The organism is Dactylosporangium sp. NPDC049525, assembly GCF_040676755.1.
GTDB lineage: Bacteria > Actinomycetota > Actinomycetes > Mycobacteriales > Micromonosporaceae > Dactylosporangium.
Genome location: NZ_JBFAPO010000019.1, coordinates 80448 through 100112, shown reverse-complemented (window position 1 = coordinate 100112; position 19665 = coordinate 80448). Strand labels below are relative to the sequence as shown.

General features: G+C 70.4%; 16 protein-coding genes. 2 read left to right on the top strand and 14 right to left on the bottom strand.

Annotated elements, in window-relative coordinates; all coding sequences use genetic code 11:
- The first annotated feature begins 890 nt into the window (after positions 1-890).
- Together AB0K00_RS26430 and AB0K00_RS26425 are read left to right on the top strand one after the other, a co-directional pair.
- Positions 891-2675 (top strand): 3-hydroxybutyryl-CoA dehydrogenase, encoded by a 1785-nt coding sequence (locus AB0K00_RS26430; protein ID WP_363524822.1) that lies wholly within the window; start codon positions 891-893, stop codon positions 2673-2675.
- A 19-nt stretch (positions 2676-2694) separates the two neighbouring features.
- The gene (locus AB0K00_RS26425) at positions 2695-3024 is read left to right on the top strand and encodes a hypothetical protein (protein WP_363524819.1); all 330 of its coding nucleotides are present in this window, start codon (positions 2695-2697) and stop codon (positions 3022-3024) included.
- On the opposite strand, the gene AB0K00_RS26420 is transcribed toward AB0K00_RS26425, so the two are convergent.
- The 14 genes from AB0K00_RS26420 to AB0K00_RS26355 form a co-directional block, all read right to left on the bottom strand.
- Positions 3015-4028, bottom strand: a complete 1014-nt coding sequence (locus AB0K00_RS26420) for a glycosyltransferase family 2 protein (RefSeq protein ID WP_363524816.1) — start codon at positions 4026-4028, stop codon at positions 3015-3017. The genes AB0K00_RS26425 and AB0K00_RS26420 overlap by 10 nt on opposite strands.
- Positions 4025-4843: a glycosyltransferase family 2 protein gene (locus AB0K00_RS26415; RefSeq protein WP_363524813.1), complete on the bottom strand. Its 819-nt coding sequence runs from the start codon at positions 4841-4843 to the stop codon at positions 4025-4027. The genes AB0K00_RS26420 and AB0K00_RS26415 overlap by 4 nt, the downstream gene beginning before the upstream one ends.
- Before the next feature lie 14 nt (positions 4844-4857).
- Positions 4858-6348 carry an O-antigen ligase family protein gene (locus tag AB0K00_RS26410; protein ID WP_363524810.1) on the bottom strand — a complete coding sequence of 497 codons (1491 nt, stop codon included), beginning with the start codon at positions 6346-6348 and terminating at the stop codon, positions 4858-4860.
- Positions 6345-7358 (bottom strand): hypothetical protein, encoded by a 1014-nt coding sequence (locus AB0K00_RS26405; RefSeq protein ID WP_363524807.1) that lies wholly within the window; start codon positions 7356-7358, stop codon positions 6345-6347. Before AB0K00_RS26405 ends, AB0K00_RS26410 begins: the two co-directional genes overlap by 4 nt.
- Before the next feature lie 54 nt (positions 7359-7412).
- Positions 7413-8651 (bottom strand): glycosyltransferase family 4 protein, encoded by a 1239-nt coding sequence (locus AB0K00_RS26400; protein WP_363524804.1) that lies wholly within the window; start codon positions 8649-8651, stop codon positions 7413-7415.
- 29 nt (positions 8652-8680) lie between these two features.
- Positions 8681-9559, bottom strand: a complete 879-nt coding sequence (locus tag AB0K00_RS26395) for a sugar transferase (protein WP_363524802.1) — start codon at positions 9557-9559, stop codon at positions 8681-8683.
- A gap of 57 nt (positions 9560-9616) precedes the next feature.
- Positions 9617-10744, bottom strand: coding sequence for a DegT/DnrJ/EryC1/StrS family aminotransferase (locus AB0K00_RS26390; protein WP_363524799.1), 1128 nt, complete (start codon positions 10742-10744; stop codon positions 9617-9619).
- A 38-nt stretch (positions 10745-10782) separates the two neighbouring features.
- On the bottom strand, positions 10783-11790 hold the full coding sequence (locus AB0K00_RS26385; RefSeq protein WP_363524797.1) for a Gfo/Idh/MocA family oxidoreductase: 1008 nt from the start codon (positions 11788-11790) through the stop codon (positions 10783-10785).
- 418 nt (positions 11791-12208) lie between these two features.
- Positions 12209-13471: a hypothetical protein gene (locus AB0K00_RS26380; protein ID WP_363524794.1), complete on the bottom strand. Its 1263-nt coding sequence runs from the start codon at positions 13469-13471 to the stop codon at positions 12209-12211.
- A 10-nt stretch (positions 13472-13481) separates the two neighbouring features.
- The gene (locus AB0K00_RS26375) at positions 13482-14792 is read right to left on the bottom strand and encodes a glutamate-1-semialdehyde 2,1-aminomutase (protein ID WP_363524792.1); all 1311 of its coding nucleotides are present in this window, start codon (positions 14790-14792) and stop codon (positions 13482-13484) included.
- A gap of 11 nt (positions 14793-14803) precedes the next feature.
- Complete coding sequence (locus AB0K00_RS26370; protein WP_363524789.1) at positions 14804-16411, bottom strand: lipopolysaccharide biosynthesis protein; 1608 nt, start codon at positions 16409-16411, stop codon at positions 14804-14806.
- 8 nt (positions 16412-16419) lie between these two features.
- Positions 16420-17385: a glycosyltransferase gene (locus AB0K00_RS26365; protein WP_363524786.1), complete on the bottom strand. Its 966-nt coding sequence runs from the start codon at positions 17383-17385 to the stop codon at positions 16420-16422.
- The gene (locus tag AB0K00_RS26360; protein ID WP_363524784.1) at positions 17385-18569 is read right to left on the bottom strand and encodes a methyltransferase domain-containing protein; all 1185 of its coding nucleotides are present in this window, start codon (positions 18567-18569) and stop codon (positions 17385-17387) included. Before AB0K00_RS26360 ends, AB0K00_RS26365 begins: the two co-directional genes overlap by 1 nt.
- Positions 18566-19594 (bottom strand): SDR family oxidoreductase, encoded by a 1029-nt coding sequence (locus AB0K00_RS26355; protein WP_363524783.1) that lies wholly within the window; start codon positions 19592-19594, stop codon positions 18566-18568. Before AB0K00_RS26355 ends, AB0K00_RS26360 begins: the two co-directional genes overlap by 4 nt.
- Positions 19595-19665: the final 71 nt, after the last annotated feature.

Below are 19665 nucleotides of genomic sequence, written 5' to 3'. Positions count from 1 at the left end.
CCGCCAGCCGGCCCCGCCACCTCGCCCGCGCCAGCCCGCCCGCCCGCGCCAGCCCGCCCGCCCGCGCCAGCCCGCCCGCGCCAGCCCGCCCGCGCCAGCCCGCCCGCGCCAGCCCGCCCGCGCCAGCCCGCCTGGCCCGGCCCGCCCGCGCTCCGGCCCACCTCGCCCGCCTCCAGTTCGCCCGCGCCGGCCTGCCTGGCTCGGCCCGCGCGCTCCGGCCCGCCTCGCTCTAGTTCGCCCGCGCCAGCCCGCCTGTCCCGGGCCGCCGCGCTCCGGCCTGCCTCGCTCCAGTTCGCCCGCTTCGGCCTGCCTCGTCACGCGCCCGGTCCGTCTGCCGCTCCACACGTGCGCTGCGAGCATCTTCCTGGCTCGGCCTGGTCCGAAATGCCGGTTCGGCCCGATGCTTGGCCCCGGTCCGCGGGTCACATCCCTACCGGCGTGTGGCCTGCGGGTCGTGAAGGCGCCGACCTGCTGTTGGTGCCTATGGATGCGGTCCGTGTGCGTGATGGGGTAACGCGGTTGCCGTCCGTGCCGTCGTAACGGTGATGCCAAGCCAGGCCCGGCGTCCCCCACTCCGGTGGCCCCGCACCTGGATGGGCCTGCCTTCGCGTCTCGCGCGCAGGGCAGGCGAATTGGACGACAGACCTGGTGAGACGGAAACCTTGACCACCGGTCTTCGATTGCCGCGCGCATGCGCGTGTTTCGGCCGCGCCCCTGGGCGCAGGGCGTGCGAGCGAAGCGAGCATGGGGGGCTCCGGGGTGGGAACCCCCCGGCCGGCCGCGGCGGTAGCCGCCCGAAGCTAGGAACAGCCAGAAATCCCACACAACAGGGGAGAGGGTGGCGTGGGAGACTCGCCAGTAACCTGAGTGGTCGTTAGGGAGGTCGTGCGATGGGGCGCGAGTTTGGTTCCGTGGGGGTTGTCGGCCTGGGCACCATGGGCGCCGGCATCGTCGAGGTCTTCGCCCGCAGCGGGGTGGCGGTCACCGCGGTCGAGATCAGTGACACGGCGCTGCACCGCGGTGAGGTGACGATGCGCGGGTCGCTCGATCGGGCCGTCGCCAAGGGCAAGCTCTCCGCTGCCGACCGGGACGCGCTGCTCGGACGGGTCACGTTCGCCGTCGGGCTGGAAGCGTTGCACGAGGTGGACCTGGTGATCGAGGCGGTGCCCGAGCATCTGGACCTCAAGCAGCGGATCTTCGCCGAGCTCGACCGGGTCTGCAAGCCCGAGGCGATCCTCGCCACCAACACCTCCAGCCTGTCGGTCACCGAGATCTCGGTGGCCACGACCAGGCCGAACCAGGTCATCGGCATGCACTTCTTCAACCCGGCGCCGATCATGAAGCTGGTCGAGGTGGTGCGGACGGTGGTGACGTCGCAGGACGTGGTCACCGACATCGAGGCGTTGTGCGAGCGGCTCGGCAAGGTGGACGTGACGATCACGGACCGGGCCGGGTTCATCGCCAACGCGCTGCTGTTCGGATATCTCAACCAGGCCGTCTCGATGGTCGAGGCGAAGTACGCGACCCGCGAGGACATCGACGCGGCCATGAAGCTCGGCTGCGGGCTGCCGATGGGGCCGCTCGCGCTGATGGACCTGATCGGGCTGGACACCGCGTACGAGATCCTCGACACGATGTACCGGCGCGGCGGCCGGGACAGAAGGCACGCGCCGGTGCCGCTGATCAAGCAGATGGTGACGGCGGGGCTGCTCGGGCGGAAGTCGGGGCGGGGGTTCTACACCTACGAGAAGCCGGGCTCGCCGGTCGTCGTCGCCGACGAGGCCACGCCGGTGGCGGCCGACACCACGCCGGCCAGCAGGCACATCACGAAGGTGGGCGTCGTCGGCTCCGGCACGATGGCGACCGGCATCATCGAGGTGTTCGCGAAGGCGGGCTTCGAGGTCGTGTCCGTGACCCGGGGCGCGGAGAAGTCGGCGCAGGTGTGCGAGCGGTTGAAGACGTCGCTGAACAAGGGTGTCGTGCGGGGCAAGCTCACCGAGCAGGACCGGGACGCCGCGATCGGGCGGGTCACGTGGTCGGCGACGATCGATCATCTCTCCGACGTCGACCTGGTGGTCGAGGCGGTCGTCGAGGAACTGTCCGTGAAGAAGGCGCTGTTCGCCTCGCTGGACGAGATCTGCAAGCCGGGGGTCGTGCTCGCCACGACGACGTCGAGCCTGCCGGTCATCGAGTGCGCGGTCGCGACCGAGCGGCCCGCGGACGTGATCGGGCTGCACTTCTTCAACCCGGCGCCGGTGATGGGGCTGGTCGAGGTGGTCCGCACGATCCGCACCTCGGACGCGACCGTGAAGACCGCGACCGACGTGTGCCAGGCCCTGGCGAAGCACGCGGTGGTGTGCGCCGACCGGTCCGGGTTCGTGGTCAACGCGCTGCTGTTCCCGTACCTCAACGACGCGGTGAAGATGGTCGAGGCGTCGTACTCGACCGCAGACGATATCGACTACGCGATGAAGCTGGGCTGCGGGTATCCGATGGGGCCGTTCGAGCTGCTCGACGTCGTCGGGCTGGACGTGTCCCTCGCCATCCAGCGGGAGCTGTACCTGGAGCTGCGCGAGCCCGGCTTCGCGCCGGCGCCGCTGCTGGAGCACCTGGTGACCGCCGGTTACCTGGGCCGGAAGGTCGGCCGCGGGTTCCGCGACTACTCGAAACGGTGATCATCGGTACGCTGGAACGGTGAGCCCTCGTCGCAACCATCCCCGTCGCGACGCCGCACCGGAGCCGATCGATCTCGAACGGGTCAAGCGCGGCGTCGAGGGGGTGCAGGCGTGGAGCGACGGCGAGTGGCAGGTCCGCAACATCCCGGCGAGCGCGGCCACGAAGGCGTACCGGTGCCCCGGCTGTGACCAGGAGGTCGCACCTGGCGTGCCGCACCTCGTGGCGTGGCCGGCGGACGGCCGCGGCGACCTCGGCGACCGCCGTCACTGGCACACCGGCTGCTGGCGCGCCCGGGAGCGGCGCACCCCGAACATCCAGCGCAGCCGCAGCGCCCCGCGCTACGGCTGAGACAGGCCCGACCGCTGCGGCGCGGAATCAGCGGCGGGGGACGAGGGCACGGCGGAGATCGGCGCGGGCAGCGCCTGCGCGGGGATGAACGGCGAGCCGGCCGGGGCGGGCCAGCCGTTCAGCCACGACGCCCGCTGGCGCCACACGTCCCGCCACCCGGCTCCGGCGGCAGCGCGCACCAGTACACCGGCGGAAATGAGGAGCCGGGCAACCTTGGCGCGGCCGGGCGACCAGCGCAGCCGGACGAACGTCGTCTTGCCCCGCAGCACCATGATCCGCTTGTTGACCGTGCTGGACGCGGCGCCGCCGACGTGCAGCAGCTGCGCCTCAGGGACGAGGACCGGGCGCGCGCCGAGGTCGCGGGCGCGGGCGCTGAGGTCGATGTCCTCGCTGTACATGAAGTAGTCCGGGGTGAAGCCGCCCAGCTGCTGCCAGAGGGGCCGGTCGATGAGCAGCAGGCAGCCGGACACGGCCGGTACCTCGCCGCCGATCGCGCGGTCCAGGCCGGGCAGCTCGTCGGGGTTGAACAGCGGCGAGCGCCGGCGCAGCGACGACAGGCCGGTGGCGAAGCAGAAGTATCCCCATAGGCTCGGCAGCGCGTGCACCGAGTGGCCGTCGTCGGTGTGGTCGGCGCGCAGCGTCCGGCCGGTGTAGATCCGGCTCTCGGGGTGGCTGCCGGCGTATTCGACGAGGGTGCGGATCACGTCGCCGACCGGCTCGGTGTCCGGGTTGATCAGCAGGATCCAGCGGCCCGTGGCCCGCGCGGCGCCGAGGTTGACCGCGTTGCCGAAGCCGAGGTTCTCCGGCTGGCGCAGGACGCGGACCTCCGGATACGCGTGGCTGATCGCGGCGGCCGAGTTGTCGGTCGAGGCGTTGTCGACCACGATGATCTCGATCGGTACGGCGGTGCCCGCCTGCAGGCCCGCGAGGTTCTTGAGCGTCAGCTCGCGGGTGTTGTATGAGACGAGGACGACGCTGACGAGTGGTTCGGCGTTGCTGCTCACTGCTGTGCTCCGACTGCTCCGCGGGTGGACGTGTCGTGGCCCCATCCGACGTCACGGCGGCGGGCGGCGCGCGACGCGGCGACGGTGAGCGCAACGTAGCCCACCGCCGCAGGCAGAAGCCAGGGCCTGGGGAGCACGACGTCGCGCAACCACGAGGAGCGCGCCGCCGGACGGGCGGCACCCGCGGCGCGCAGGGCCGCGTTACCCGCTCGTACCCTGGCCAAACGCTTCACGAGATCCGAAGTGCGGCGGGGGGTCTCCACGACGGCGACGACTGCGGGCGTCTCGGCCTTCTCGCCCGGGCCGAAGAGGCCGTCCAGGAACAGGTCGTCGGCGACCACCTCGGGGAACGTGTCGAACCTGGCCCGGCCCGCCTCGGACAGGGCGATGACGCCGCGGCCGTAGAGCGCGTCGCGGTACGCGGGGAGCCGGCCGTTGATGGCGCTGTGCGCCTTCACCAGCAGCGGCCGGCCGCGGGTGTCGAGGGCCCGGTGCGCCGTGGCGGCCAGCAGTCCCCGGTCACTGAGCATCCCGGCGAGCACCCGCAGGTCCGCGGCGGTCAGCGGGATGTCGGCGTCCAGGTAGATGCGGGGGAAGCCGGTCGCGACGGCGTCGCCTGCGTTCAGGGCGCCCGACTTGCCCGGCTCCGGGCGGTCGATCACCCGCACGCCCGGCCGGCTCGCCGCGACCGCGGCGGTGTCGTCGCTGCAGCCGTTGGCCACGACGGTCACGTCGATGTCGGGGGCGAGGATGCCGTCGAGGCAGCGGCCGATGACCGCCGCCTCGTTGTGCGCGGCGATGACGACAGAGATCACCAATGCTCCAAAAATCAGCGCTGCTGCAGCGCGCCGACGGCGGCGCCGCGGGTGGTGCGGGCCGGGTGCGTGAAGCGCCACATCGCGCCGGCGGCACCGAGCTGCAGGGCGAGCACGACCACGAAGGTGCTGAACGAGAACGAGTCGAACGTGAGGCCGGTGAGCGCCGCGATGAGCGGGACGGCCGAGATGGCCGCGCACAGGTGGCGGTCGACCTCATTCTCTGCCCGGCGGAACGCGATGATCGCGAGGAACACGCCGGAGAAGTGCAGCACGACCATGCCGGCGATGCCGAGGTAGCCGTTGTTCATGAGCGTCATCAGCCACTGGTTGTCCAGGTAGCGGTACAGCTCGGGGATGAACGTGCCGGTGCCCCGGCCCAGCCAGGGCCGTTCGGAGGCGTACTGGAAGACGATGGCGTAGTCGTCGGTGCGGCCCTTGATGCTCGGGTCGTCCTCGGCGTTGCTGAACAGGGACCGCAGCGTGCCCAGCAGCCCGGGACGCACGACGGACAGCACGGCGAGCAGGCCGACGCTGACGACCAGCACGTTGAAGCGGAAGCGCCAGTTCCACGCCGGCCACATGCACAGCAGGGCGATGCCGACGGCGAGGATGCCGGTGCGGGACAGGGCCAGCGGGATCGAGCCGGCGATCACCAGCGTGGTGACGAGGAAGATCCGGCGCTCCAGCTTCGTCTTCGCGTAGCGGGCGTAGTGGATGCCCAGCGGCACCGCGAACGCCATGACGACGCTGAACTCGATGAAGTGGCCGGTGGTGCCGGCGACCCGGATGAGACCGCCGCCGCCGCGGTCGGCGAGGCCGACCAGCTCGCCCTGCAGGGTCAGGCCGGGGATGACGATGTTCTGGGTCAGGTCCTTCTTGGTGACGAACTGCAGGATGCCGAGCAGGGCGTTGATCCCGGTGCAGTAGACCAGGACCCGCTGCACGTCGTCGAGGCGCTCCCGGGTCGGCACGCCGTCGGCGGTCATGAAGACGATGCCCATGAACGCGAGGGCGCCGAGCAGGGCCCGGTCGGCGGAGTTGGCCTCCAGCACCGGCAGGCCGCGGAACTGACCGGCCGCATAGGACAGCAGCAGCGTCAGCAGGTAGACCACGAACGCCCAGCGCATCGGCTGCGGGCCGATCATCGCCAGGCGCGGGTGCAGCTTGGACAGCATCCACCACACGGCCAGCAGCAGGCCGATCAGCAGCCCGGGCCGGCCGACCGAGGTCAGGTCCGGCACCACGAGGCGGGAGGGCAGCAGCTGGATCAGCACCACGACCAGGACGAGCAGCGACGCGGCGTCGATGTGGCTGCGCCGACGGCGGGAGGCATAGGTGCGCTCGTCGACCAGGACCGGCAGCAGATCGGGCGACGGGCGGTAACCCTGGACCCGCTTCCGCTTCGGCTTGCGCTTGAAGATCCGCAGGTCGTCGGGCGCCACCGCGGTGGGTGGCGCCTTGCTACGCGTGCGGCTCTCGCCGGCAACGGTGCTGGAGGTCAACGGTTGCGCGCCTCAGCGTCCTTGTCGCGCCCCTCCCGGCCGGCCCACGGCGTGTTGCCCAGGGGCAGGATGATCGTCGCGTCGTCGGGCTCGACCCCGCGGCGATCGTCGTCCGGAGCGATCTCGGCCTGCCGGTAGGCGACGGTGAGTCCCGCGCCGGCGGCGTTGCCGTTGCCGGCGGCGTTGCCGTTGCCGGCGGCGTTGCCGTTGGCGACGGTGCTCTTGATCCTCGCGCTGCTGAGCACGGCCGTCTCGTCCTGCTTCGCCACGGCTTCCTTGCCGTTGGCCACGCTGTTGGTCCCGTTGACGCGGCCGGCCGGCATCCGGTCGGTGTCGGCGATGACGTCGGAGTCGTCACCGGGGTCGAGGTCGCCGGTCTTCTGCCGCCGCAACAGCTGGGCGCGGGCCCGGCGGCGCAGGATGTTGTCGCCGACGATGGTCACCGCGGCGGTGAGCAGCAGACCGACGCCGATGATGACGACGGCGGCGCGCTTGACCTTCGAGGAGACGACCTCGATGGTGTCGCCGGCGTCGAGGACCTGGGTGCTGATCGCGCGGCCCGCCTTGGGCTTGTAGCGCGCCTGCATCTCCTCGACCTCGCGGGTGATCTGCTTCTGCAGCCGCTGCACGGTCGCCTGGGCGGCCTCGGCGGTGGTCGCGGTCGCGGTCACGGTGAGGATGCTGGAGCGGTCCTCGGCGGCCACCTCGAAGGCCGTGGAGAAGCCCTCGCCCTCGATCTCCTTGTGGGTCTGGTTGGTGTTCAGCGAGATCGACAGGGCCTTGGCCATGATGTCCTCGCCGACCTCGACCCACGTGTTGGTCGACTGCAGCTCGGCCGGGGTGAGCGGGGTGCGGTCGGCCGGTGGGATCAGCATGACCTGACCGGTCGACGTGTAGTCGGGCTTGATCGTGAGCAGCGCCCAGCTGGTCGCGGCAAGGGTCAAGATGACCATCGGTGCCATGAGATACCAGCGCCGACCCATCAGCTTGGCGAGATCCCAGAGGTCCACGTCATCCCCTCACACAAGCGCGGTCGCCGGTCGGGCGGTATTCATTTGCGCGCATCACTGTCGTTGCTCTGCCTGACTGACGTCTGCGGGGCCGGCTTGCCGAATGATCGCCGATCCCGCTTTGTACCTCTCGCGGCGGGTGGACAGCAACTCGTCCCATAGTCGGACATATGCCGCCGCCTGGTGTTCCCAGGCCAACGTGTTACGGAACCGTGCGAGCGCGACATTGCGCATCGACGCGCGTGCCACCGGGTCGTCGAGCAGGCGGTGCAGTGCGACGGCGAACTCCTCGGGGGTGCCGTGCTCGACGTAGACCCCGGCGTCCCCGGCACTGCGCCGGGTCTCCCGCATGTCCACGCCGACGACCGGCAGTCCCCGGGCGAGGTATTCGACAGTCTTCGCCATTGTCGACACCTCGGCGTGCGCACTGCGAGGATCTGGCTGCAATCCGACCGAAGCCGTGCGCAACAACCGGTCGATCTCCTCGACGCCGAGCCAGCCGGTGAACTCCACGACGTCCTCGAGCTTGCGCTCGACGGTCAACGCCTTGAGGCTGTCCAGGCACTCGCCGTCACCGGCGACCACCAGGCGCCAGCCCAGCCGGCCGCGCAGCTCGACCAGGCGCTCGGCGGCCAGGATGGCGTTGTCGACGCCGTCCTGCGCACCGAGGACACCCAGGTAGACGATGGTGTGGTCGTCGATGTCGGCCGGCGCGGAGGCGACCGGCTTGACCTCGGCGGCCGAGGGGCCGTTGCGGACCACGACGACCCGGGCCGGGTCGCAGCCGCCGCGGCTGATCGCGAGCTCCCGGTAGGACTCGTTGGTCGACACGACCGCCGAGGCGGCGCGCTGCGACCACTTCTCGAAGCGCAGCAGCACCTTGTCCAGCAGCGAGCCGGGGCGTCCACCGCGGGCCTGGTACACCTCGGGGGACAGGTCGTGGTGGTCGAAGATCCACGGCCGGCCCAGCATCCGCATGAGCAGGGCGAGGGGGAAGAAGACGTCGGGCGGGTTGCACACCTGCGCGGCGACGGCCCGGTCGCGGATCACCGCGGCCATCAGGTGCCAGCCGATGCAGACGAAGGACCAGGCGAACTCGACGGCGAAGGACACCGCACCGCCGGAGGACTCGTACATCTTGTACGAGCGGACCTTGGCGTCGATGGTGCCCGGCACATGGGTGATCTTCGAGACGCCGCGCGGGCAGATCACCGTGACCCGGTAGCCGGCCGCCTCCAGGGCTTTCACCTCACGGATGACCCGCCGGTCCCGCTCGACCGGCAGATTAGCCACCGCGATCACGACATGCAGCCGTGGATCTTTCACCGTGCAACCGATCTGTTGAAGACGACCCCGACGGTCCGCCAGAGGATCGAGATGTCGTACCAGACCGACTTCTTCTCGACGTACGTGACGTCGAGCTCGAGGGCGGCCTTGAAGTCCAGGGTGCTGCGGCCGGAGACCTGCCAGAGTCCGGTCATGCCGGGCCGGCACGCGAAGCGGCGCTCCGCCTCCGGCGGGAACAGGTCGGCCTCCCAGGCGAGGACCGGGCGCGGGCCGACGAGGGACATCTCGCCGCGCACGACATTCCACAGCTGGGGCAGCTCGTCGATGCTGGTGCGCCGCAGGAAGCCGCCGATGGGCGTGATCCGCGGGTCGTTGACCAGCTTGTAGACGCCCTGCTCGCCGCCGTCGACGTCATCGTCGGAGGTGAGCATCTTCTTGACGAACTCGCGGTGCTGCGCGTCGCTGTTCTTGTTGCTCATCGTGCGGAACTTGATGATCTTGAACGTGCTCCGGTGCAGGCCCAGCCGCTCCTGCCGGAACAGCATCGGGCCCTCGCTGGTCCACTTGACCGCGAGCGCCACCACCAGCAGCACCGGCGACAGCATGGCGAGGATCGCCAGCGCGACGAGCCCCTCCGCGAGCTGACGCAGGGACCGCTTCGGGATGAGCGAGCGACCTTCGCGGTGCCCTTGGATCAGGCCCCAGCCGCTGCCGACCTTGCGCAGTACCCGCTGCGGCATCGGGATCTCGACGGTGGCGTCGTCGGGGATCTCGAGCTCGCCGCCGATCGGCGCGGTGGCCGGCTGGGGCAGGGACGAGATCACGACGGTGGCGTCATCCGTGGCCTGATCCGAGGACGAGGCCAAGGGCGGCGTGGTGTTCAGTGCTGCGTCGACGGCCTGTGGCGCGGTCAACGGCGACACCTCCTCACTGTGCGTTGGTGCGACAACGAACGAGCGAGCTGACGAAGATCAGAGCGCGGTGATCGCCTTGGCGAGGTGGTCCGCGACATAGGCGACCTCTTCGTCCCGCAGGTGCGGGAAGAAGGGAAGGGAGAGGATCTCGGCGGCGGCCTGCTCGGCCGCCGGAAGGCTGGTGGTCTGGTCGGTAGCGTATGCGTGCTGCCGGTGACACGGAACCGGGTAGTGGACCCCGGTGCCGATGCCGGCCTCGTCGAGCAGGCGGCGCACAGCCTCGCGCCCCGGCACCCGCGCGACGAGCAGGTGCCATGCGCTGTCCACTCCGGGCAGCGGTGCCACCAGCGGGATGCCGTGGGCGGCAAGGGCCTCCGCGTAGACCGACGCGACGCGCCGGCGCTGCCCGGTGGCTGAGTCCAGGTCGGCCAGCTTGCGGCGCAGGACAGTTGCCTGCAACGCGTCGAGCCGGCTGTTGCGCCCGATGTAGCGGTGTTCGTAGTGGTCGGTGCCTTCGGACCGGCCGTGGTTGGCCAGTGACCGGATCCGTGAGGCGAGCTGTGCGTCGTCGGTCACGACCGCGCCGCCGTCGCCCCAGGCGCCGAGGTTCTTGCCTGGGTAAAAGCTAAAGGTTCCGGCGACGCCGTAGGAACCGGCTCGAACCTTCTCACCTGAGGCGTCATCCGGGGCGTTGGCGCCGTGCGCCTGCGCCGAATCCTCGATCACGGCGAGGCCGTGCTTGGCCGCGAACGGCAGCACGTCGGCCGGCGGCACCATGTGCCCGTAGAGGTGCACCGGGATCACCGCGGCGGTCCGCTCGGTCACGCCGGCCTCCAGCGAGGCGGGCGTGACGAGGAGGCTGACCGGGTCCACGTCGACGAAGACGGGGGTGGCGCCGGTGGCCGCGACGGCGGAGGCGGTCGCGATGAACGTGTTGGCCGGGACCAGGACCTCGTCGCCGCCGCCGATGCCGAGCGCCCGCAGCGTCAGCTCGATCGCGTCGGTGCCGTTGGCGACCCCCACGGCGTGCGTGGTGCGGCAGTACGCCGCGAAGTCCTGCTCGAAGGCCTCGACGGCCGGCCCGCCGATGAAGCGGGAGTTGCCGGCCAGCGCGCGCACCTCCGCGACGACGTCTTCGACGATCGACGCGTGCGGTGTGGCGAGGTCATTGAACGGGATACGCACGGGACGTGAGGTCCTTTCCTGGAAGGAGAAGCAGCGGGTCAGACGTTGGCGTGCTGGGAGATCTCGACGGTGCGGCCGGTCGCCATGGACTCGGCGGCGGCCTCGAGGACCTCCACGACCGCGAGGCCGCGGCGGCCGTCGACCTGCGGGGTGCGGCCGGTCAGCGCCGACTGCACGAAGTCGCGGTCGACCTCGCCGAGGGGCTCGGTCATCGGGATGTGCGGCGCGGTGATGCCGCCGTAGCGGTACGACATCGGCACGGTGCCGTCCAGCGGGGCGCCCTGGACGCCCTTGTCGTAGATGCGCAGCCGGCCCTCGTCGAGCATGTCGTCGTAGACCGCCATGCGCTGGCTGCCGACCACCGTGACGCGGCGGACCTTCGACGGGTCGAGCCAGCTGACGTGGATGTTGGCGGTGGCACCGATCGCGCCGTACTCCAGCCGCAGGTAGGCGACGTCCTCGAAGGGCGTGCCGGCGTGGCTGGCGCCCCAGGCGCTCACCGCGGTCGGCGTGCTGCCCAGCACCATGTTGATGATCGAGATGTCGTGCGGCGCGAGGTCCCAGACGACGTTGACGTCGGGCTGGTAGAGCCCGAGGTTCAGCCGCGCGGTGTCGATGTAGTAGATCTTGCCGAGCTCCTCGGCGGCGACCATGTCACGCAGGTGCTTGACCACCGCGTTGTGCTCGAAGGTGTGCCCGGTGGCCAGGGTGAGCCCGGCCTCGTCGGCCATCGCGATGAGCTCGCGGGCCTCCGCGGTCGAGGCGGTCATCGGCTTCTCGACCATGACGTGCTTGCCGGCGGCGAGCAGGCGCTTCGCGAGGGGCGCGTGCGAGCGCGGCGGGGTGGCGATGATCGCGGCATCGATGAGGTCGATCACCTCGTCGAGGCTGGTGACGCAGAGCGCGCTCGGATACATCCGGCGCAACGGCTCGATCCGCTCCGTCTGCGCGTCGATCGCGACGACCAGGGACACCTCGGGGAGCGACGAGAGCACGCGGACGTGCTTCGCTCCCCAGTAACCACAGCCGATGACGCCAACCTTCATGACCGACCCTGCTCCCGAAGAATAATCATCGCGGCGCCCCCTCGGCAGTCGCCTAGCGACACTGGCGGATAACGCGTGTGGGAGGCAAGTGGGCACTGGCAATCTCGCCGTGTCGCATTCTTTACATGCCCTCTTTTAAGGCAACATGAAATGCCACTTCACGCGTTCAACAATAACAAAAAACGCAAATTAGAACTATGGTACTAATGTGGCGAAACGGACAGAAGTGATCTTCTGTTTCGCAGCTCAGCGTACATGTGGGCCCTGGAATGTGAATCTCGTTCCGGGGTGTAGCGACGTCCGTCGTTCCGCCAGGCAACCCTGCCCGAACGGCCGAGGAAATTCAGGCTTTAACTCTGGAGTGGATCATAGTTCGCCTGATAATTGCTTGTCCGACGATGACCGGATTGCCATGGGGTCATTTTCTGTCGACATAGTCACACGGCAGCGCAACGTGCCATCCGGGCGCCGCCAGCGGGGTCACCTCGACCGTGGCGGTGCCCGCCGGATCGGCCGCGCAGGCCGCCTCGGCACCCCGTAACCCGGTGTGCCAGTCCGGCCCGTCGGCGCGGGCGTTGTCCACCCGGAAGTTCACCGCACAGACCACCAGCAGCAGCGCCGCGAGCGCCCGCACCCCGGTCACGTCGTTGAGCAGCGCGACCAGGGTGACCAGGACCAGCAGGGCCGGCGCCACGTTGTAGCGAGGGGTGGCGATGCCGCTCAGCGCGACCGGCGCGATGTAGACCAGTGCGCTGTGCACCCCCGCCGCGATCACCAGCGTCCACCGTGGGCGGATGACCTTGCGCAGGCCGAGGACCAGCACCGCGGCGATGAGCAGCCACGCGACCGCGGCGAAGAGGATGCTGCGGGTGCTGACGGTCTGGCCGACCCACCGCTCGCCGAACAGGGCCGTCGGCACCGCGCGCAGCACGAAGCCGGTCACCGCCCGCACCGGGTCCGGCGCCAGGCCCTCCCGCTCGCTCGCCCCGGTCAGCAGCCCGAGCACCTGCACGGCCAGCGGCACCACGAACGCGACCGCCTTCGCCACCGCGTACCGGTCCCGGTGGAACCACAGGACGAACGCCACGAACGGCAGGTAGACGCCGGTGAGGATGTCGCTGCCCACGACCAGCACGATCCCGGCGCAGGTGAGGACCTTCCCGGCGGTCGAGGCGGGCCGGCACAGCAGGAACCAGAACAGCACGTACAGGCCGGTCCAGTGCAGGTTCGCGGGCGAGTTCAGCACGTCACCCTGCGCCATCGGCAGCACCGCGACCGGCACCGACACCACCAGCCGGGCCACGGTCGAGGACAGGTACTCCCCGCTCAGGGCGTACGCGGCGACCGCGAAGAGCGTCGTGACCAGCGCCGCGCCGATCGCGAGCGCGGCCGCGGCCTGCGACGCCGGCAGCAGCGCGGCGACGCCGGCGACCATGCGGGCGACCAGGTGGTAGTAGCCGGCGTAGGACGTGGTGAACGCTCCGGCGCCGTCGCGCGCCGCCTGGGTCAGGAAGATCTCGCCGTCCTCGGCCCAGATCGTGTCCAGCGCGCCGGGGCCCGGCTGCCGCAGGATCGAGGCGACCGTCCCGACCGCGAGGGCCCCCACAACCAGGGCGGCCTTCACCGGAGTGCGGGAAGGGCGCCGGACCTCTTGTTCCCGTTGTTCGCTGACTGCGACCACGATGTAACCCCTAGACGTAAGGGCGGAATACCGGCTTGACGGCACGGCCGACCAGATAGGCCTCGACGCCGTCGCTCAGCGCCTTGGCGTAGACGGCGAGGGCGCCGTCGACCGCCTCCACGGTGCGGTCGATGTCGGCGTCGGTGTGCGAGTAGCTGACCACGAACGACGGGGCGATCACGCCGCGGCGGATCAGCTCCTGCAGCAGCAGCGTCCGGAACGCCTGGGACCGCTCGCCCCGCTCGTCCTTGGTCAGGTAGATGAGGTTGCTGTCGCGGCCGGCCACGCCGACGAAGTCCTCGACCCCGTGCGCCGCCGCGGCCGCCCGCACCCCGTCGGCCAGCCGCCGCCCCTGCCGGTGCAGGTGCTCGATGACCGGCTCCTGCTCGTACACGTCGAGGACCGCCATCGCCGCGGCGAGCGTGTGTGTGTCGGCGCCATACGTCGTGGACAGCAGGAAGACCCGCTCCCGGTCGGTGTGCAGGCCGCCGAGCGCCATGATGTCGGGCCGGCCGACGAGCGCGGCGACCGCGAAGCCGTTGCCGAGCGCCTTGCCGTAGGTGGTCAGGTCCGCCTGGACGCCGTGCACGTGCGACGCGCCGCGCACGTGCCAGCGGAACCCGGTGATGATCTCGTCGAGGATCAGCACGATGCCGTGCCGGTCGCACAGCGCCCGCAGGCCGGACAGGAAGCCCGGCGCCGGCGGCTCGGTGGTCTCGACCTCCTGCACGAGGCAGGCGATCCGCCCGGGGTGCGCCGCTATCAGCGCCTCGACGCTCGCCAGGTCGTTGTAGCCGTACCGCACGGTCAGGTCACGGATCGCGGCCGGAATACCGGCCGGCATCCCGGTCGTGCCGATGAACCAGTCGTCGGTGGAGAAGAACGGGTGGTCGGCGCAGACCGCGACGAGGTCCCGCCCGGTGAACGCGCGGGCGAGCTTCACCGCGGCGCTCGTCGCGTCGGAGCCGTTCTTCGCGAACTTCACCATCCGGTCGGGCACCCCGAGCGCGGTGCGCAACCGCTGTGCCGCGGCCAGTTCGATGGTGGCCGGGCGGCTGAAGTTGAGCCCTTCCGCCATCTGCCGCGCCGCGGCCTGCACCACCGGCGCGTACCCGTGACCGAGGGTGACCGAGCGCAGGCCCATGCCGTACTCGACGAACTCGTTGCCGTCGGCGTCCCACACGTGACAGCCGCTGCCCCGCACGATGAAGCCCGGCGCCTCCTGCGGGAACTGGTCGTCGCCCTTCGCGTAGGTGTGCGCGCCGCCGGGAATGACGGCGTGCGCCAACGGCCGCAGGCGGTTGGACTCGTCGAACTGCAAGGAACTGCTCCCTAAGCTCTGCGCAGCATCGGTTGTACTTTCCGCATGACCATTCCCCGGGTGCGAGTGTCGAGCGCGAGCAGCAGGCCGCCGGAGATGCCGGTGGCGAGCACGCCGTAGACCACGAACTTGAGCACCCACGGGCCGCCGACCAGACCGAAGCGGTCGACCAGGAAGGGGATGAGGAAGCCCAGCGACCCGGCGATGAACGCCGGCACCGTCGGGCCGAGGATCTGCCAGGTGTTGACCTTCAGTACCCGCACGAACGTGATGTACATCATCAGAATCGTGATCGACAGCTCGACCGCGGACATGCCGATCGCGATCGCGGCGACCTGCGCCCGGTCGTCCTGGGTGCCATTGAGCCAACGGCCGATCAGGTAGAACGTGCCGACGCCGACGCACAGCTGGAACCAGGACAGCGCTGTGTTGATGCCGGGCCGCCCGACCGCCTGCAGGGCGGGGCCGAGCAGCACCCCGTAGACGTTGACGACGCCGACGATGCACAGCAGCTGCATGCCGGTCCCGGCCGGCGACCACTCCGGGCCGAGCAGCGCGACGAGCGGCTTCGCGGTGGCCGCGAGGATGCCCAGCGCGGGCAGCCCGGCGACGGCGGAGACGTGCATCATCTTCGCCAGCCGGTCACCCAGCTCCGCCGGCTTGCGCTGCAACCTGGCCAGCTCCGGCAGCGACACCTGTTGCAGCGACCGGCTGGTGACCTCGGTGAGCATGTCGGGCAGGCGCTGCGCGATGCGGTAGAGGCCGACCGCGATCGGGCCGAAGAACTTGGCGATGACCAGGATGTCCATGCGGATGGCCAGGAACACACCGATGCCGCCGAGGGCTGCCTGCGCGGAGAAGCCCCGCAGGTCTTTGACGGCCTGCCGCGGCAGCCGCCAGCGGGGCCGCCAGTCGGTGACCGTCCACAGCACGACCGCGCCGACCACGCCGGTCACCAGCTGCTGCGCCACGAGTGCCCATGCCTGGTAGTCGGCGAGTGCCATGACGATGCCGACCACGCCACCGATGACGGTCGCGATCAGCGTCCGGATTGCGAGGGGCCGGAACGTCATCTTCCGCCGCATGATCGCCTCGGGGACCACGGTCAGCCCTTGCAGCAGGATCATCGGCGTGAGCGCGACGCAGATCCGGGTGACCTCCGGCTGGTTGTTGAACGCCGCCCACAGCGGTGCCGCGCCGGCGGCCAGGGCCGTCAGCGAGAGACTGCCGAGGATGACGATCCAGAACCCGGCGTCGAGGTGGTCGGGGTCGAGCTTCTCCCGCTGGATGATCGTGGTGAGCAGCGTCTGCTGGAGCAGCATCTGCGTGATCATCACGAACAGCAGCGCCGTGCCGACGACGCCGAACGCGTGCGGGCCGAGCATGTGCGCCAGCACGAACGTGACGATGGTCGTGGTGCCGAGCCGGCCGGCGGTCAGTGCGTAGGACCAGAAGATCGCCGACTTGAGGCGCTTACGCGGCGCCTCCTCGGGGTCCTCGGCCTTGACGGCCGGCGGCGCCGGCGGCGTCGGCGGCTTCAGGGCACCGATCTCGATGGTGCTGTCCAGGTCGACGGTGCGGTCGAGCGGATCGACGGTACGGTCGACGCTCTGACTCATGCGAGCTCCTAGGCCTGCGACTGCTGCTGATCGTTCGGCTGTTCCCACGGCGGTGGGGCGATCGGGGTGCGGGTGATCGAGCGGCGGATCCGGCCCAGCTTGGCCCGCCCCCGGCGGGTGCCCCACGAGGTCAGGAACGCCCCGGTGGCCACCGCCCGCTCGGTCACGGGCAGCTCGTTGCTCATGAGCGCCTTGGTGATCTCCCAGGTCATCCTGGTGTGGTGGCTCTGGTCCGAGGCCGGCTTGCGCTTGCGGGTCTTGCCCTTGGCCGCGCCCGGCTCCAGCCACTCGAGCACCTCGTCGGTGTCGCGCTGGGCGCCGAACGTGTTGGTCGCGTGCATCCGGCGGAAGAACAGCCGCTGCGGCACCTGGACGAACTCGCCGCGCAGCGCCAGCTCGTGCAGCATCCGCACGTCGCTGGACAGGAACGGGCCGAGCAGCCGGGTCTTGCGCAGCACGTCGGTGCGGATCACGCCGAAGACCTCGTTGCAGAGGTTCCACTTGCGCGCATACCAGCTCACCCGGCTGCGCGAGCGCAGGTCGTGGGTGTCCATGGCGTCGTCCCACGGGCCGATCTCGTTGCCGTCGCTGTCGATCAGCATCGTCTGCGGGAAGGCCAGGATCGCCTCCGGGTGTGCGTCGAGCGCCTCCACGCACCGGCTGATCAGCGTCGGCGCGGCGAGGTCGTCGTGCGCGGCCAGGCGGAACAGCTCGCCGCGGGCCAGCTGCACCACCCGCCGGAAGTTGCCGGCCTCGCCGAGGTTCTCCGGGTTGCGGTACACCCGGACCCGCTCGTCCTTGGCGGCGTAGCGCTCCAGGATCTCCCAGGTGCTGTCCGTCGACAGGTTGTCGCAGACGACGATCTCGAAGTCGGGGTAGTCCTGCGCGAGCATGGACTCGATGGCGAGCGGCAGGTACTTCTCGACGTTGTACGTCGTCATACCGATCGTCACCCGCGGCTTGACCTCAGGCATCAGGCCACCAGAATCTCTGCGGTCACGCCGAGGTCGGCGAGGGACTTGGCGATCTCTTCCTTGTACGCCGGGTTCGTGATCACCACGGCCTTCGGCTGCAGCGTGGTCAGCGTCGACGGCGGGTCGACCCGGTGCCCGGTGACCGGCAGGAACCGGCCCCACTTGCGCGGGTTGAGGTCGACGACGCCGTGCAGGCCCAGCTCGCGGTCGGCGAGGGTGAGGAACTGCACGCCGCGCGAGCCCGCGCCCCACAGCACCGGCCGGGCGCCGTCGGCGTTGAGCGTCGCGATCGTGGTGCGCCAGCGCTCCCGCTCGGCGTGGTGCCGCTCCGCGAAACCGGCGATCGCCGCGAGCTGCTTGTCGCGGGCCCGGAACGACGGCAGCTCGCCGGTGTGCGCGACGTGACCGCCGGCGCGCGGCCGGTTCGCCGACACCTCGATGTAGCGGAACATGCCCGAGAACAGCGTGCCGGTCGACTCGACCGTCCAGCCGGCCCGGCCGAAGATGCTCGCCAGGGAGTACGCGTCGAAGTACGACACGTGCGGGTAGATGACCTCCCAGCCGGCGGTCGCGAGGTCGTACACCGCGTCGGGGACCTCGACGTAGCCGAAGACCTCGCGCCCCTTCGCCTGCTCCCGCAGGTCGACCAGGAACTCGTGCGGGTCGTCGAGGTGCTCGAACCAGTGCCGCGAGGTGAAGAAGTCATACGCCGGCAGGCCGGCGACCCGCGGGGCGAGCCCGCTGTGGAAGGTGGTCGCGCCGCTGGTGCCGGTCTCGCCCGCGTACATCGCGTCGTAGCCGACGCCGGTCGCGCCGCTGACGTGGGTGAGCTCCTTGAGGAACTCGCCCTGGCCGCAGCCGATGTCGAGCACGAGCTTGCCGCTCAGGTCGTACCGCTCGCTGAGGCTCTGCACCAGGTCCGCGGAGAACCGCTGGAACGCGGGGGAGAAGTGCAGGTTGGTGTCCATCGTCGTGTCGTAGACCAGCAGGTCCGGGTCGAACGCGACGTTGCGGACATACGCGCAGCGCGGGCAGTGCGCCAGCTCCATCTTGCCGACCGGGGACGCGACGGCGTCGCCGTGCGCCTCCCAGTGCACCCCGCACAGGACCGGGATGTCACCCAGGTCGGCGAACGGGACCAGCCGCTCCTCGCCGCACGCGTCGCAGACACGGTCCGTGCTCATGCCACCCACCGCAGGTTGTTGTCGAGCTTGCCATCGGCCATCAGCGACTTGATCCGCTTGATCCGCTGGTGGGTCTCGCTGCCGAACTGCTCGATCGTGAGGCCGTGCCGCTGGTACTGCTCGATCAGCTGCTCGACGCCGAGCTTGACGGTCCACTTCGGCTGGAACTCGGGGACCTCGGCCGCGATCAGGTCGCAGGTGACCCGGTAGTTGCGCAGGTCCGTGCCGGCGCCCTCGGCGAAGGTGACCTCGCTGCCCGGCACCACCTCCGACACCAGCGTCGCCACGTCGCGGATCAGGTAGTTCTCGCTGCTCTTGCCGACGTTGTAGGCCTTGGCATGCACCCGGGCCCGGTCGACCTCCAGCAGCGCCAGGAACGCGGCGGAGATGTCCTCGATGTGCACCAGGGGCCGCCACGCCTTGCCGTCCGACAGCAGCCGGACCTGCCCGGTGAGCAGCGCGTGCGCGGCGAGGTCGTTGACCACCAGGTCCCCGCGCAGCCGGGGGGAGAACCCGTAGGCCGTGGAGTTGCGCAGGAACACCGGCGAGAAGTCGTCGTCGGCGAGCTCCAGCAGGCCCTGCTCCGACAGGATCTTCGACTCGCCATAGGGCGTCACCGGCTGGAAGCCGGCCGTCTCGTCCAGCGGGGTGTCGTCGGCGCCCTTGCCGTAGAGCGAGCAGGACGACGAGAACAGGAACCGCTGCACCCCCGCGGCCTTCGCGGCCTTCGCCAGGCGGATCGTCGAGCGGTGGTTGACGTCATACGTCAGGTCGGGGTTGAGGTTGCCCAGCGGGTCGTTGCACAGCGCGGCCAGGTGCATGACCGCGTCGAACCCGGTGACGTGGGACGGCTCGACGTCGCGGAGGTCGACGCGCAGCGTCTTGACCTCCTCGGGGGCCGGCCCGAGGACGCAGTCCGCGAACAACCCCGTGTCCAGACCGACCACCTCGTGCCCGGCCTGCCGGAGTATCGGCACCAGCACGCTGCCGATGTATCCGTCGTGACCAGTGACGAGAACGCGCATGGTGAAGCTCCCGAACGCTCGGCGGGTGGAAGGCGAGTCTAAGAGGGACCGAAAGTGCCCTCGGTGGTGTG